Origin of the sequence: Streptomyces sp. NPDC005551, from assembly GCF_042871785.1 — a bacterium.
GTDB lineage: Bacteria > Actinomycetota > Actinomycetes > Streptomycetales > Streptomycetaceae > Streptomyces.
The window spans coordinates 134,087-147,836 of the sequence record NZ_JBIAJE010000008.1 but is presented as its reverse complement, the minus strand read 5'-3'; the positions used below and the strand labels follow the sequence as shown (position 1 = coordinate 147,836).

Here is a 13,750-nt window from a genome sequence, read left to right as displayed (position 1 = left end):
TCACGATTCTGAGGCGAGGTCCCACGACGCACGGCACGATCCGTACGTCTCATCGCCCCAGCGGAGCCACGCGTGGTTCTTTCGGGCCCGCCCCTGGCTGGCACGGACACCACGGACAACGAAGCCCGCGCCGTCCGGTCACGCGCCGTACGGGTGAGAGGGCATACGGACGCGGCTGCACCCGGCCGCCCGTGACGGCCGCGACCCGGACGGCCTCAGACGCGGCCACGGCACAGCTCGAGGAGCGTCATCGCCAGGGAGGTGCCGGGCCCGCCCAGCGCGTCCCGGTAGTGGCCGAGGATCTCCATCTCGCGCGAGAGGTTCACCCGGCGCCCGCCCGAGGTGATCCGCGCCTCCTGGATCACCGCGGAGACGGCCATCCGTTCCTGGACGAGACCGATGATCCGGTCGTCCAGGGCGTCGATGCGCTCACGGGCGCCGGTGATCACGTCGGCGGCCTCGTCGGTGCGCGCGCCGGTCCTGTCGAGTACGTCGGCCATGGTGGGGCTCCTTTGCGGAAGGGTGCCCCGGAGCGGCAGGACCCGGGAAACGCCAGACGCCCCGGGCCTTGTCGGCCCGGGGCGCCTGGGAAGTCGCTTGTCAGTTGCTCAAGCAGCACGACCATGGCAGCCGGTGGGCCGGTTGCCATAGGTAAAGACGAACGTCTGGTGCGAGAGCATGCGAGCAGTATGCACGGCGCGGCCGTCCGGCGGAAACCCTTTCGCCCGGCACCGGCAAGGATGTGCCGCCCGTCCGGAGTCCGAGGACGGGGGCGCAGGCGCGCAGGGGGTGAGGGACGACGTGGGCGCAGGCGCGGCATGGGGTCGGGGAAGCGGGGGCGCAGGCGCGGCGTGGGGTCGGGGGGCAGGGGGGCGAGTCGGGGCGGAGGTCCGGGACGAGCGCGCAGGCGCGGCAGCTTAGGCAGGGGCCCGGGAGCGGAGCCCATGGGGACGGAAACGGGGACGGAAACGGGTTCTCCGCGCACCCCGTTAGAATCGGACGTACAGACTCTGCAGCCCGCCGGAAGGCAAACCGTGCCATCAGCACCCTCCGCTGCCGCCACCCCCGACACCGTCCTGGTCGTCGACTTCGGCGCGCAGTACGCCCAGCTCATCGCCCGCCGCGTCCGCGAGGCCCGGGTCTACAGCGAGATCGTGCCGAGCACCACGCCGGTCGAGGAGATCCTCGCCAAGAACCCGGCGGCGATCATCCTCTCCGGCGGCCCCTCGTCGGTGTACGCGGAGGGCGCCCCCCGCCTCGACCGCGCGATCTTCGAGGCCGGCGTCCCCGTCTTCGGCATGTGCTACGGCTTCCAGCTGATGGCCACGGCCCTCGGCGGCACGGTCGACAACACCGGCGCCCGCGAGTACGGCCGGACGCCGCTGCACGTCTCGAAGCCCGGCTCCACCCTCTTCGAGGGCACCCCGGACGAACAGTCGGTCTGGATGTCGCACGGCGACGCCTGCTCCGCCGCCCCCGAGGGCTTCACGGTCACGGGCTCCACGGACGTCGTCCCGGTCGCGGCCTTCGAGAACGACGAGAAGAAGCTGTACGGGGTCCAGTACCACCCCGAGGTCATGCACTCCACGCACGGCCAGCAGGTGCTCGAGCACTTCCTGTACCGCGGCGCGGGCCTGAGGCCGGACTGGACCACCGGCAACGTCATCGACGAGCAGGTCGCCCTCATCCGCGAGCAGGTCGGCACCAAGCGCGCCATCTGCGGCCTGTCCGGCGGCGTGGACTCCGCGGTCGCCGCCGCCCTCGTCCAGAAGGCCATCGGCTCCCAGCTGACCTGTGTGTACGTCGACCACGGCCTGATGCGCCAGGGCGAGACCGAGCAGGTCGAGAAGGACTTCGTCGCGGCGACCGGCGTCCAGCTGAAGGTCGTCGACGCCGAGGACCGCTTCCTCACCGCCCTCAAGGGAGTCTCGGACCCCGAGGAGAAGCGGAAGATCATCGGCCGCGAGTTCATCCGGGTCTTCGAGCAGGCCCAGGCCGAGATCGTCGCCGAGGCCGCGGAGGGCGAGGACGTCGCCTTCCTGGTGCAGGGCACGCTCTACCCGGACGTCGTCGAGTCCGGCGGCGGCACCGGCACGGCGAACATCAAGTCCCACCACAACGTGGGCGGACTCCCCGAGGACATCGAGTTCCAGCTCGTCGAGCCGCTGCGCAAGCTGTTCAAGGACGAGGTCCGGATGGTCGGCCAGGAGCTCGGCCTGCCGGAGGAGATCGTCCAGCGCCAGCCCTTCCCGGGCCCGGGCCTCGGCATCCGTATCGTCGGCGAGGTGAACAAGGAGCGGCTCGACCTGCTCCGGCACGCCGACGCCATCGCCCGCGAGGAGCTGACGAAGGCCGGCCTCGACCGCGACATCTGGCAGTGCCCGGTGGTCCTGCTCGCGGACGTGCGCTCGGTCGGCGTCCAGGGCGACGGCCGCACGTACGGCCACCCGATCGTGCTGCGCCCCGTCTCCTCCGAGGACGCCATGACGGCGGACTGGTCGCGCCTGCCGTACGACGTCCTGGCGAAGATCTCGACCCGGATCACGAACGAGGTCGCGGACGTCAACCGCGTCGTGCTCGACGTGACCTCCAAGCCCCCGGGCACCATCGAGTGGGAGTGAGCCCTCCCCTGCCTCTCACGCGCCGCGGCACGTGAAGGGTGACGAGGACCGTTGACAGGGGCGCCGTCCGTACCGGGCGGCGCCCCTTCACATGTCTCTTCACGTGTGCCCGGGCGCATGGTCGGAACCCGGGGCCCCTTCAGGTGGGCTCAGGGCTGCGTCCCGTACCGGAGGCGCCCCCGTGTGCTCAGGTGCGTCTGACGGTTCGCACCGGCGCCCCCGGCTGCCAGACCTGCACGACCAGATACGTGTCGTCCTGCACACACGTCCGCACGACCTCGGTCAGCTCCGCGCGGAAGAGGTGGAAGGCGGCCGGGTCCGGCGGGTTCACGGCGTCCGCGTAGCGCCGTACGACCTCGGGGTCGCGCACCTCGACGGCCCGCCCGGCGACGCGCACGTCACCTCCGCCCAGGTCCGTCCCCGGTCCCGGATTCGCCTGGAGCGCGAAACGGGAGTCCCGGCGCAGGTCCAGCGCCTTCAGCGAGCCCGGCATCATGCCGAGCCACAGCTCGCCGTGCAGGAAGCGCACCTCGATCCCGGTCGTGCGGGGAGAACCGTCCTTGCGCAGGGTCGCCAGGACGTGATGGGTGAAGGCTCCGAAGCGGTTCTGCACCGTCCGGGCCAGCTCGGGTTCGGCGGCGGCGAAGGCCGCCCAGTTCGTCGTCGTACCGGTCATACGAGGAGTCTCGCCCGGATACCGGACATCTTCTGTCGGGTATCCGGGCGACCTCACGTGGGTACCCGGGGACCAGGAACCTCGCGTAACGGTTGTGCACTCACTTCCCGGAGCGGCCCTGTTCTCCTGCGCTGACCCCGGGTAACTTCCGCTCCGTACCGACACGCCAGTGCTGGAGGACATATGCACGGGCCCAAGCCGCCCCTGCCCGTACCCACCGACCGGCTGCGGTTCGCCATGCCGCCGATGCACGAGTCGCTGGACGACGAGCGGCGCCACCGCAAGGAGCGGCTGGCGGGCGCGCTGCGGATCTTCGGGCGGTTCGGCTTCGAGGACGGGGTCTCCGGCCACATCACCGCGCGCGACCCGGAGTACAGCGACTGCTTCTGGGTCAACCCCTTCGGCATGCCGTTCAAGCACGTCACGGTCGGCGACCTGGTCCTCGCCAACCAGGACGGGCAGGTGATCGAGGGCCGCTACCACGTGAACCAGGCCGCCTTCACCGTGCACGCCCAGGTGCACGCCGCCCGCCCGGACGTGGTGGCCGTCGCCCACTGCCACTCCGTGCACGGGCGCGCCCTCGCCGCGCTGGGCGAGTTGCTCGACCCGATCACCCAGGAGTCCTGCGCGTTCTACGAGGACCACGCTCTGTACGACAGCTACAGCGGAGTCGCCGTCGACGCCGAGGAGGGCCGCCGGATCGCCTCCGCGCTCGCCAGCCGCAAGGCACTCGTACTGCGCAACCACGGGCTGCTGACCGTCGGCGACTCGGTGGACGCGGCGGCCTGGTGGTTCCTCTCGATGGAACGCTCGTGCCAGGTCCAGCTCACCGCACGGGCGGCCGGGCGCCCGGTCGTCATCGACCACAGGCAGGCGGTCGCGACCCGCGAGCAGCTCGGCGGCGACCTGGTGGCGTGGATCAACTACCAGCCTCTGTGGCAGGACATCAGCCGCAGCGAGCCCGATCTGCTGAGCTAGCGAGGCCGGTCAACACGGGATCCGGTCCTTCACCCCCGCTGACCGCACCCGGTGAACGCGGAGTGTGTCCGGTACGGCACAATGCGCTGTCGTCGCGGGGCGGTTGTCACGCAGTTGTGAGGCGGTCAGGCGTACGGGAGGCCCGGCGGCACGGGAGCATGTGACGCGGGATCCCCCGGGATCCCCGAGCTCGCAGGAACCTGCGGGAACTCTTCGTTGTGGGGAAGGCGGCAGCGGGCGTGGCGGTGCAGGAGGGGAGACACGGCGGGGAGCGCGGTGCGGGGGGTGGCCCCGGGGACGGCTCCGGGGACGGCTCCGGGACCCGCGCGGGGGCGTCCGGCGCGGGAAGCGAAGCGGGGGCCGCCGGGGCCCGCACGGGGCTTGGTGCTGGTGCTGGTGCGGGCCCGGGTGCGGGTGCCGTGTATGGGTCCGGGTATCGGGCTGGGTACGGGTCCGGGTACGGGGCCGGAGCCGGGTCGGGTTCGGGGCGCGGGTCCGGGCAGGGGCCGCACGGGGGCGGGTGCACGTGCGGGGACTGTCCGCACGGGGCCCGCGAGGGGCACCGGCGCGCGGTCGCCGCATTCCTCGCCAGACGCGATGAGTTCGCCGCCGGGCAGGGGCTGCCCGCCGCGGTCGCGCACTCCGTGTCCGCGTCCCGGCAGTGGGTGTCGGACGAGCTCACCCAGGCCGCGGACCTCGTCGCCGAGCGCGCGCGCGTCGAGGGCGAGGCCTGGCTGGGACGGCTGTGGCACCGCACCGCGGTCGCGGTCTGGGCGGTAGTGGGAGTACTGCTCCTGGTACAGGCCCTCACCGCCATCGGAGCGGGGTGGACGGACGCGCGGACCGCGGGGCTGGCGGCCGCGCTGCTCGTGGGCGCGCTGCTCACGGGAGCGGGGTACGTCCACCGGGCGCGCGGCGGGGTACTCGCCCCCGTCGTCGGCGAGGACAACCGGCTCTCAACCTCCCGTGCGGTGGCGGCGAGTTGGGTCGTCCTCGTGGTGTACGCCGTGCTCGTGCTCGTGGGACAGCTGGCCGTGGCGTCCGGGCACGGTGAGCGGGACCGGCTCATCGCCGGACTCGAACTCGCCCGCGGCGCGGGCACGGTCGCCGTGGTCGCCGTGGTGTGCGGGATCGCGGTGCTGGTGCGGCGGGTGGTGGGCCTGCGGGTGCTCGGGCAGCGCCTGCAGAAGGTGCGGGCGGACCGGCCCCGGGCCGCCGATCTGCTGACCGACGACTCGGGCCGGGGCAGCTTCACCGACATCCAGTACGTGGTGGTCGGCGCGGTCGCGCTGCTCTTCGCGGTGGTGCGGCTGGCCCGGCGGCCGGAGCAGCTGCCCGACCTGCCGTGGGGGCTCGCTGTGCTGGTGCTCGTCTCCGCCGCGACCTATGTCGCCGGGAAGTACGCGGAGGGCGGGCGTCCGGTGATTCTCTCCGTCGTCCGCGCACGGGAGGCGGGTGACCTCGACGCGCCGATCCGTACGGGGGACGACATCGAGATCCGGGGGGCCGGGTTCGTGCCGCCGGGGGCGGGGACGGCGGACCGGCTGTCCCGGATGGTCGTCCGGATCGGGCCGGTCCACGTGCACGTGCCGCTGGTGCCGGTGCCCGGGGGGTTCAGCAACCCCACGGATGCGGTGCTGACCGTGCCGGTTCCGGTGGATGTGGAGCCGGGGCGGGTGGAGGTGCAGGTGGTCACGGCGGCGGGCGTGGAGACGAACCGGTGCGCGATCGACGTGACGGACTGAGGGGGTCGGGCGGCCGGCCGGCTGTGCCGGCCGGCTGTGCCGGGTGCGTGCCGGGGCTCGGGCCGCCTGGCGCGCGGTGGCTTCGGTCCGGTGGGTGGGGCGCCCGCGCTGCGGTGGTGGGTCGGGGCCGCGCCGGTACATCCGCCCGTCGCATGTCGGGCGTGCACCTTGGACACGGGAGTGGACCGGAGCCTTCTGCCCGACCTGCAACGGGCATCTGATGTACCGGCACGGCCCCTTCGGTGGGAGCGCGGGTGCGGGCCTGTTGCCACCGGCTGCGGACACGCGCGCCGGTGGGGGAGGGTGGGCGTCGGCGGCACCCTGTCGGCGCCGGGTGCCGGTGGGCAGGGGGCGGGGCCCCCGAGTTCGCAGGGGCGCGTCGGTCGCGTTGAGCGTGACGGGGAAGCGTGAGTGCCTGCGGGACGGCGTACGTATGGTCTGGTGAGGGCAACGGCTGGGCGGGGCGAGAGGCGGCGGCACGATGATTCACGGCATGCGTCCGGACACGTACTCCGAAGGAGACCGGGGCTGGCGGGACACCGCCACCCGGTACGCGCTGCTCCCTCTGCGTCTCTTCCTGGGCGTCACCTTCATCTACGCCGGCCTGGACAAACTGACCGACAGCGCCTTCATGAAGGACGCCGGAGCGGGCTCCATCGGCGACCTGATGAACTCCGCTCGCGGCTCCTCGGCGATCCCGGCCCTCGTCGACCTGGCCCTCAGGAACCCCGTCGGCTTCGGCTACGCCATCGCCCTCGGCGAGCTGGCCGTCGGCATCGGCACCCTCATCGGGCTGCTGGCCCGCCTGGCCGCCCTCGGCGGCGCACTGATCTCCCTCAGCCTGTGGCTGACGGTGAGCTGGGCCTCCGATCCCTACTACTACGGAAACGATCTCGCGTACCTGATCGCCTGGCTGCCCCTCGTCCTCGCCGGTGCCTCGGTCCTGTCCGTGGACGCCGCCCTGCGCGCGCGGCGCATCCGACGCGCGGGCGGTCGTCGCTGAACCTCCGCTAGCGGGACACCCTCACGTCCCCGGACGTCCGGTCCGCCCGGGCCGACCGGCGCCGGCGTATCGCATGGGAGACCGACGCCACCGCCCCCGCCAGGCACAGGCCGCCCGCGACGATCGGGATCACCGCGAACCACGGGGTCTCCCACAGGCCGCCCGCGTCACCCGCGTACACGATGCCCGCGAGGATGAGGAAACAGCCCGCGACCAGCTTCCCCGGCTGGAACTCATGACGTGGCACGAGCCACCTCCGCCTGTCCGACGCCGACTTCCAGCTGGAGGTCGAGCGTGCCCCCGCTCCTGCCGCCGGTCGTCGGCGGAAGCGTCAGATGCTTGGTCCTTCCTGGCTGCACGTCCACGTCCTTGCTGTCGTCGCCCGGCAACTGGATGTCCCCGACGCCCACTTCGACGTCCAGCCGCACGGTCACGTCCTCGGGGACCACCACCCTGAGCCGGCCCGCACCGACCTCCGCGTGCGTGCTCACCGTCTGCCCCTTCGCGAGGTCCAGGCGGCTCAGGTCCAGGGTGCCGACGCCCGTACCGAGGTCGTAGGTCCGCTCCACGTCGGAGACGGCCGCGGGGGTCCATTCGGTGCGGACCCAGTGGGTGCTGATGTCGCCGGGCAGGGCCGCGGCGCAGGCGAGCAGCCCGGCGGTGAGGACCGCCAGCAGGACCGTGCCGGCGCCCGTACGCCCGAGGAAGGAGCTGATCGCGATGCCGGTGCCGAAGACGACGAGCGCGCAGGCGAGTCCGGTCTGCACGCTGGTGCCGAACGCATGGTCGTCCCAGGTCAGGCCCGTGCCCAGGGCACCCGCGACCAGGGCGGTCAGGAAGACCCAGCCGCCGATCCAGCGAGGGCCGCGGGGCTGGGGCTCGCCGGTGGCGCGCAGGTGGCCGCGTGCCGTGCCGCGGGCGATGTTCACCGCGGCTGCGACATCCCGGTCCCGGGAGGTCGGGGGACCCCAGAGATAGCCCGTGCCGCCGACGTGCGTGCCGTCCTTGACTATCGGGTCGCGCCACCAGGACGGGGAGGAGTAGGGCACGGGCGGCGCCTTGGCCTCGGGCGGGGCGTCTGCCGCGGCCTGCGCTGCGAGCGGGTCGGGGTCGGGGGCGCCGCGCTGCTGCGACCAGTACCCGGCGCCCGCCAGGAGGATGGCGAGTATGACGGCGAATGCGAGCACTCCGCCGTTGTTCAGCATGGAGAGGAAGACCCCGCAGCCGACCAGGGCGAAGAGGACCGCCGCCAGCGCCTGGCCGTCGACGCGGCCCGTCAGCAGCTTGCGTACCTCGTTCTCCTCGTCGTCGTCGGGGGGGACGAACAGCCAGACGAAGCCGTAGAAGATGAGGCCGAGGCCGCCCGTCGCGGCGAGCACCGCCAGCACGATCCGGAAGATCACCGGGTCCATCTCGCACTGCCGGCCCAGCCCGGCGCAGACGCCGCCCAGCATCTTGTGCCGCGGGTCGCGCCGGAACTTGTGCGGAGCCCCGGAGGCGGCGGGCCCGGCCGCGCCCTCGCCGGCTCCGTGCGCGCGCGGCTCGTCACCGGCCGCCGGGCCCGCCGCGGCGGCCCGCGGACCGGGACCGGCCGGCCGGGCGCCCGGGCCGGGGTCCGGCTCCGCTGCCGCGTGCTGCTGATCTGTCATGGGTCCATGGTGACGGGCGAGGGGCCGTGAGGGGAGCCGGGATGACCCTGGCCCGACCCTGAGATCGTCCCTGACGAGGCCGGGGGAACCGTTCGGACACCGGGCTTCCGAAGATCAGGGGAGTCTCGGGGGCCGACCCTGATGCTCCGGCCCGCCGCTCGTGTGAACATCGATGGCATGCCGGAAGCCGCAGCACTGCCCCTCGACGTTCCGTGGCCCCCGCGCAAGCTCTACCGCAGCAGCGACGGCCGCTGGCTCGGGGGCGTGGCGCGGGGGCTCGCCGGGCATCTCGGGCTGCCCGTCGTGTGGCTGCGGCTGGTGTTCGTCGGCCTGTTCATGGCGGACGGGCTGGGCGCGCTGCTGTATGCGGCGTTCTGGTTCTTCGTGCCGCTGGGAGTCGGCGGCGTCGATGCCGGGCGGCCGCCGTCCGTGACCACCGAGTCCGCGCCCGACGGCCGGCGCAGACTCGTGGCCCGCAAGCCCGACCGGGGCCAGATCGTCGCGCTGCTGCTCATGGTCGTCGTGGCCATGGTCTTCGTCGGCAATGTGAATCTCGGCGGGGGAGCCAAGGCCTACCTGTGGCCGACCGTGCTCGTCGGCGCGGGCGTCGCCCTGGTCTGGCGCCAGGCGGACAACGCGCGGCGGGCCCGCTGGATGGAGGTGGGCCGCCGCAGACGCACGCTCACCCTGCTGCGCTCCGCCGCCGGCGTCCTGCTGGTCACCGCGGGCGTGTCGGGCATCTTCGTGCTCCAGGGCTCCGCGGCCCACCTCGGCTCGGTCCTCCAGGCGGCGCTCGCGGTCCTGGTCGGCATAGCGCTCCTCGCCGGCCCCTACCTGGTCCGCATGACCCAGGACCTCTCCGAGGAGCGGCTGATGCGCATCCGCGCCCAGGAGAGGGCGGAGGTCGCCGCCCACGTCCACGACTCGGTGCTGCACACCCTGACCCTGATCCAGCGCAACGCGGAGAGCGCGGGCGAGGTGCGGCGCCTGGCCCGCGCCCAGGAGCGCGACCTGCGCGCCTGGCTCTACAAACCGGAGGGCACCGGCAAGGACGAGGCGGAGGAGCCGGACACCCTCGCCGAGGCGGTCCGGCGCAATGCCGCGGAGGTCGAGGACAAGCACGGCGTCCCCATCGAGGTGGTCGTCGTCGGGGACTGCCCGCTCGACGACGGGCTGGGCGCACAGATGCAGGCCGCGCGGGAAGCGATGGTGAACGCCGCCAAGTACGGTGGCGAGGGCGGCGCGGTGCAGGTCTTCGCCGAAGTCGAGGGCAGGACGGTCTTCGTGTCCGTCCGGGACCGCGGTCCCGGCTTCGACCTCGACGCGATACCCGCCGACCGCATGGGCGTCAGAGAATCGATCATCGGCCGCATGGAGCGCAACGGCGGCACGGCGCGGTTGCGCGCGGTGCCGGACGGCGGCACGGAGGTCGAGCTGGAGATGGAGAGGGCGGAGAGTACGTCATGAGTGACGTGAGCGGGCCGGACGAGGCCAAGGGGTCCGCAGGGCCCGGAAGTTCAGCCGAAACGGGCGCCTCGGCGGCCGGCGAGTCCACGGGGGCGGCCGGAGCGCCCGCCACGGGCGGGCGCCGGGCGCGGGTCGTCCTCGTCGACGACCACCGCATGTTCCGTACGGGGGTGCAGGCCGAGATCGGGGAGACCGAACGGACCGGCGTGGAGGTGGTCGGCGAAGCCGCCGACGTCGACCAGGCGGTCACGGTGATCACGGCCACCCGACCCGAGGTGGTGCTCCTCGACGTCCACCTGCCGGGCGGCGGCGGCGTCGAAGTGCTGCGCCGCTGCGCTCCGTTGATGGCCGACCCCGAGCAGCCGGTGCGTTTCCTCGCCCTGTCCGTCTCGGACGCGGCCGAGGACGTGATCGGTGTCATCCGCGGCGGCGCCCGTGGCTATGTCACCAAGACGATCACCGGCAGTGACCTCGTCAACTCCATCTTCCGGGTCCAGGACGGCGACGCGGTCTTCTCGCCCCGCCTGGCCGGGTTCGTCCTCGACGCCTTCGCCTCGACCGACGCCCCGCCCGTCGACGAGGACCTCGACCGGCTCACCCAGCGGGAGCGCGAGGTTCTGCGCCTCATCGCCCGCGGCTATGCGTACAAGGAGATCGCCAAGCAGCTGTTCATCTCCGTCAAGACGGTCGAGTCCCACGTCTCCGCGGTGCTGAGAAAGCTCCAGCTGTCGAACCGCCACGAGCTGACCCGCTGGGCGACGGCGCGCCGGCTGGTGTGAGCGGCCGGGCTCAGCGGGGTGTTCCGGCCGCCGCCGGTCCGAGCATGCGCAGCGCCCACCGGTAGTGGCGTACGGCCTTCGCGATCCCGATCAGGCCGGTCAGCCACAGGATCAGACCGGTGCCCGTCCCGAGGGCGACCTCACTGTGGGCGGTCGGCTCGGCCCCCGCGACCGCCGCGAGGGACGCCCACAGGCCGATCGCGCACATGCCGGCCGAGGAGAGCAGCCAGAAGAGGCTGAGGCCGGGTGAGCGCAGGCGCGCGTCGGTCGGCGGGTGGCTGTCCAGCACCAGCCAGGCGTCCAGGAGTTGCTGGATCTGGCGGTCGCGGCGCACGCCGACGGCGATCGCGACGACGGGTGGGGCGAGGGAGGCCAGGCCGAGGAGCGCGAAGATCGGCCCGAGGACGAAGCCGGTGGGATCGCCCTGTTCGAACTGCTGGAGCGGGAGCACCAGCAGCGCCCACCCGATGATCGCCGCGAGCGACAGCAGCCAGAGCAGCAGCACCCGGTGCACCCCGAGGCTCCGCGCGCGCAGCTCCTCCAGGGCCCGTCCCCGGTCGGCAAGCAGCGCCGACCGGTCCGGCCAGGTCCGCGGGTGCCACGGCGGCGGAAGCGGTGGCAGCGGGGAGTGCGGCATCGGGACCTTTCGAGCGGCGGCGGGCGTCGATGATGCGGGGCGACGACGGGCGGCGGTACGCGACTGTCGTCGACGCTACCGCGCGAACGTGCCCATGCCATCAGCGCGTACCCGCGTCCGGCCGGAATCCTTCACTTGCCGTACGGGGTCCTCACACCACCCGCGTAGCCCCCGCGAACGGCATCTGGTCGATGGGGGCCAGCCGCACCGGCGCCGACGGGTTGGGGGCGTGGATCATCCTGCCCTGCCCCACGTAGATGCCCACATGGCTGATTCCGGAGTAGAAGAAGACCAGGTCGCCCGGGCGGAGTTCGGCGCGGGAGACCCGTCGTCCCGTGCCGATCTGCGCGTACGTCGTACGCGGCAGTGCGACGCCCGCGGCGCGGTACGCGGCCTGCGTGAGCCCCGAGCAGTCGAAGGCGTCGGGGCCGGTGGCGCCCCACACATAGGGTCGGCCGATCTTCTGGTAGGCGTACGCGACCGCGGCGCCCGCGCGGGAGCCGGGCGCCGTGGCCGGGGCGGCCTCCGCACCGCCGCCGGAGGGCAGGACGCCGGGGGCCCGCGCGGACGAGCGGGACGCGTGTCCGGTGCCGCCGGCCGCCCCGAGCCGCGCCCGCTGCTCGTCCGTGAGCCGGGACAGCAGTTCCCGGGCCTTCCCGAGCTTCTCGTTGATCTTCTTCTTCTGGCGTTTCAGCTCCGCCTGCCGTGACGTGAGGGAGGCGAGCTGGACGTGTGCGGCGCCGCGCAGCTGCCTGATCTCCCGCAGCTGCTCGCGTACGTCTTCCACGGCCGAGGCCTGCCGGCTCCCGGCGCGTTCGGCGAGCGCGGCCCCGTCCAGATACCGGTCGGGGTCGTCGGAGAGCGCGAGCTGCACCGCGGGGTCGAGGCCACCGCTGCGGTACTGCGCGGTGGCGATGGAACCCAGCGTGTCGCGCGCCGAGTTGAGGCGGTCCGTCCGGCGAGCCGCCTCGTCCTGCAGCGTCTCCAGCCGCTGCTGCCCCTTGTCGGCCTTCTCCTTCGCCCCGTTGTACTTCTCGGTGGCGGCCTCCGCCTCCTGGTACAGCTTGTCGACCCTGGCCTTGACCTGCGCCGGGGTGAGCTGCGGTTCGGCGTACCCCGTGCCCTCGAACGCCGTGGCCGTCGCCGCGCCCGCGAGGGCGATGGTGGCGGCGGTGCGGGCCGTCCTGCCGCCGAACGGACGGTGTCCGGGCTTGCGGTGCGATGCCACGAGGGCACACATCCTTTCGTGAAGACTCGGGCCGCACGACCGTCCGAGCGGGAGGCGGTGACGCGTCCGGCGGCGGCCCGCACAGGGGAACGGGGCGCCGCCGGACCTTTCGGCGGAAGTGACCGGTGCCGCCCCTGGCCAGGGGCGGCGGTGGAGAGCCGGTCACCTGGGGGAGGACGCTAAACGCGGGCGGGCGGGGGCCGTGACGGCATGTGCGGAAGTGGCGGGAGTGGACCGCCGGGTGACCGTATGCGACCGCGATCCCGGGCCGCGGGTGTCGGCTCGACGCCGAGTCCTGACCGATGCGGCGGTTGTCCGGGTGGCGGGGGAGACCCGGGTGCTATGAGCCCACCAGGTGGCTCGGGTGGCTCGGGTGGCTCGGGTGGCTCGGGTGGCTCGGGTGGCTCGGGTGGCTCGGGTGGCTCGGGCGGGCCGGGTGGCTCGGGCGGCCCGGGTGGCCCGGGTGGGCAGGCGGCCCGGGGGAGGCCGGTGCGGGGAGACACCGGGGCGCCCGATTAGGCTCCGGCCCCATGGACGTACTCATCCATCTCTTCGTCGGCCTGCACATCATCGGGATCGCCGCGCTGCTCGGCGGCTTCCTCACCCAGTTGAAGGCGATGGGCCGGGGCACGGCCCGGTTCGTCCCCGCGATGCTGCACGGCGCGCTCACCATGCTGGTCACCGGCGTCGTACTGGTCGGCCTCAACCAGGCCGAGGACAACCCGCTCGACAACATCAAGCTCGGCGTGAAGCTGGCCCTGCTGATCGTGATCCTCGGTCTCGTCTACGTGAAGCGTGACGAGGAGAAGGTCGAGAAGGGCGCCTTCGCCGCGGTCGGCCTGCTGACCACGGCGAACATCTTCATCGCGGTGCTCTGGACCTGAGGCCGTGAGCCTTCTCGGACCGCCGTCGGCCGGTGTCCGGCGTGACCGTGGGATCACGCCGGACACCGCGTCACGCCTAACGC

13 protein-coding genes are annotated in these 13,750 nt (G+C 73.1%); 7 read left to right on the top strand and 6 right to left on the bottom strand.

Annotation, left to right across the window (positions count from 1 at the left end; genetic code table 11):
- Positions 1-215: 215 nt before the first annotated feature.
- Positions 216-500, bottom strand: a complete 285-nt coding sequence (locus tag ACFYP4_RS23730) for a chorismate mutase (RefSeq protein WP_358852853.1) — start codon at positions 498-500, stop codon at positions 216-218.
- A 534-nt stretch (positions 501-1,034) separates the two neighbouring features.
- Here ACFYP4_RS23730 and guaA point away from each other — a divergent pair.
- Positions 1,035-2,621, top strand: a complete 1,587-nt coding sequence (gene guaA / locus ACFYP4_RS23725) for a glutamine-hydrolyzing GMP synthase (protein WP_388787826.1) — start codon at positions 1,035-1,037, stop codon at positions 2,619-2,621.
- A 187-nt stretch (positions 2,622-2,808) separates the two neighbouring features.
- Here guaA and ACFYP4_RS23720 read toward each other — a convergent pair whose 3' ends face one another.
- The gene (locus tag ACFYP4_RS23720) at positions 2,809-3,297 is read right to left on the bottom strand and encodes a pyridoxamine 5'-phosphate oxidase family protein (RefSeq protein ID WP_358852855.1); all 489 of its coding nucleotides are present in this window, start codon (positions 3,295-3,297) and stop codon (positions 2,809-2,811) included.
- 183 nt (positions 3,298-3,480) lie between these two features.
- Here ACFYP4_RS23720 and ACFYP4_RS23715 point away from each other — a divergent pair, with 183 nt between their 5' ends.
- The 3 genes from ACFYP4_RS23715 to ACFYP4_RS23705 all read left to right on the top strand — a co-directional run bounded on the left by ACFYP4_RS23715 (position 3,481) and on the right by ACFYP4_RS23705 (position 7,023).
- A complete protein-coding gene (locus ACFYP4_RS23715) occupies positions 3,481-4,275 on the top strand; it encodes a class II aldolase/adducin family protein (RefSeq protein ID WP_358852856.1) in 795 nt (264 codons plus the stop codon).
- 419 nt (positions 4,276-4,694) lie between these two features.
- Positions 4,695-6,020: a hypothetical protein gene (locus ACFYP4_RS23710; RefSeq protein WP_358852857.1), complete on the top strand. Its 1,326-nt coding sequence runs from the start codon at positions 4,695-4,697 to the stop codon at positions 6,018-6,020.
- Between the two features lie 481 nt (positions 6,021-6,501).
- Positions 6,502-7,023, top strand: a complete 522-nt coding sequence (locus ACFYP4_RS23705) for a DoxX family protein (protein WP_388787821.1) — start codon at positions 6,502-6,504, stop codon at positions 7,021-7,023.
- Positions 7,024-7,030: 7 nt separating this feature from the next.
- Here ACFYP4_RS23705 and ACFYP4_RS23700 read toward each other — a convergent pair whose 3' ends face one another.
- Entirely contained in the window at positions 7,031-7,270 is a 240-nt protein-coding gene (locus ACFYP4_RS23700) for a hypothetical protein (protein WP_358852859.1), read from the bottom strand.
- Complete coding sequence (locus ACFYP4_RS23695; RefSeq protein ID WP_358852860.1) at positions 7,257-8,672, bottom strand: PspC domain-containing protein; 1,416 nt, start codon at positions 8,670-8,672, stop codon at positions 7,257-7,259. Before ACFYP4_RS23695 ends, ACFYP4_RS23700 begins: the two co-directional genes overlap by 14 nt.
- A 141-nt stretch (positions 8,673-8,813) precedes the next feature.
- Here ACFYP4_RS23695 and ACFYP4_RS23690 point away from each other — a divergent pair, with 141 nt between their 5' ends.
- Positions 8,814-10,139, top strand: a complete 1,326-nt coding sequence (locus ACFYP4_RS23690; RefSeq protein ID WP_388787817.1) for a PspC domain-containing protein — start codon at positions 8,814-8,816, stop codon at positions 10,137-10,139.
- A gap of 5 nt (positions 10,140-10,144) precedes the next feature.
- Positions 10,145-10,918: a LuxR C-terminal-related transcriptional regulator gene (locus ACFYP4_RS23685; protein WP_388788213.1), complete on the top strand. Its 774-nt coding sequence runs from the start codon at positions 10,145-10,147 to the stop codon at positions 10,916-10,918.
- A 10-nt stretch (positions 10,919-10,928) separates the two neighbouring features.
- On the opposite strand, the gene ACFYP4_RS23680 is transcribed toward ACFYP4_RS23685, so the two are convergent.
- Together ACFYP4_RS23680 and ACFYP4_RS23675 are read right to left on the bottom strand one after the other, a co-directional pair.
- On the bottom strand, positions 10,929-11,555 hold the full coding sequence (locus ACFYP4_RS23680) for a hypothetical protein (protein WP_388787814.1): 627 nt from the start codon (positions 11,553-11,555) through the stop codon (positions 10,929-10,931).
- Between the two features lie 151 nt (positions 11,556-11,706).
- On the bottom strand, positions 11,707-12,783 hold the full coding sequence (locus tag ACFYP4_RS23675; protein WP_358852864.1) for an NlpC/P60 family protein: 1,077 nt from the start codon (positions 12,781-12,783) through the stop codon (positions 11,707-11,709).
- A 530-nt stretch (positions 12,784-13,313) separates the two neighbouring features.
- Between ACFYP4_RS23675 and ACFYP4_RS23670 the strand changes: the two genes are divergently transcribed.
- A complete protein-coding gene (locus ACFYP4_RS23670; protein ID WP_358852865.1) occupies positions 13,314-13,667 on the top strand; it encodes a hypothetical protein in 354 nt (117 codons plus the stop codon).
- Positions 13,668-13,750: the final 83 nt, after the last annotated feature.

Excerpts from the sequence above, each read along its gene's own strand:
- ACFYP4_RS23720 (WP_358852855.1), bottom strand. The coding sequence starts at position 3,297 with ATGACCGGTACGACGACGAACTGGGCGGCCTTCGCCGCCGCCGAACCC.
- ACFYP4_RS23670 (WP_358852865.1), top strand. The coding sequence starts at position 13,314 with ATGGACGTACTCATCCATCTCTTCGTCGGCCTGCACATCATCGGGATC.
- ACFYP4_RS23695 (WP_358852860.1), bottom strand. The coding sequence starts at position 8,672 with ATGACAGATCAGCAGCACGCGGCAGCGGAGCCGGACCCCGGCCCGGGC.
- ACFYP4_RS23690 (WP_388787817.1), top strand. The coding sequence starts at position 8,814 with ATGCTCCGGCCCGCCGCTCGTGTGAACATCGATGGCATGCCGGAAGCC.
- ACFYP4_RS23715 (WP_358852856.1), top strand. The coding sequence starts at position 3,481 with ATGCACGGGCCCAAGCCGCCCCTGCCCGTACCCACCGACCGGCTGCGG.
- ACFYP4_RS23705 (WP_388787821.1), top strand. The coding sequence starts at position 6,502 with ATGATTCACGGCATGCGTCCGGACACGTACTCCGAAGGAGACCGGGGC.
- ACFYP4_RS23680 (WP_388787814.1), bottom strand. The coding sequence starts at position 11,555 with ATGCCGCACTCCCCGCTGCCACCGCTTCCGCCGCCGTGGCACCCGCGG.
- ACFYP4_RS23730 (WP_358852853.1), bottom strand. The coding sequence starts at position 500 with ATGGCCGACGTACTCGACAGGACCGGCGCGCGCACCGACGAGGCCGCC.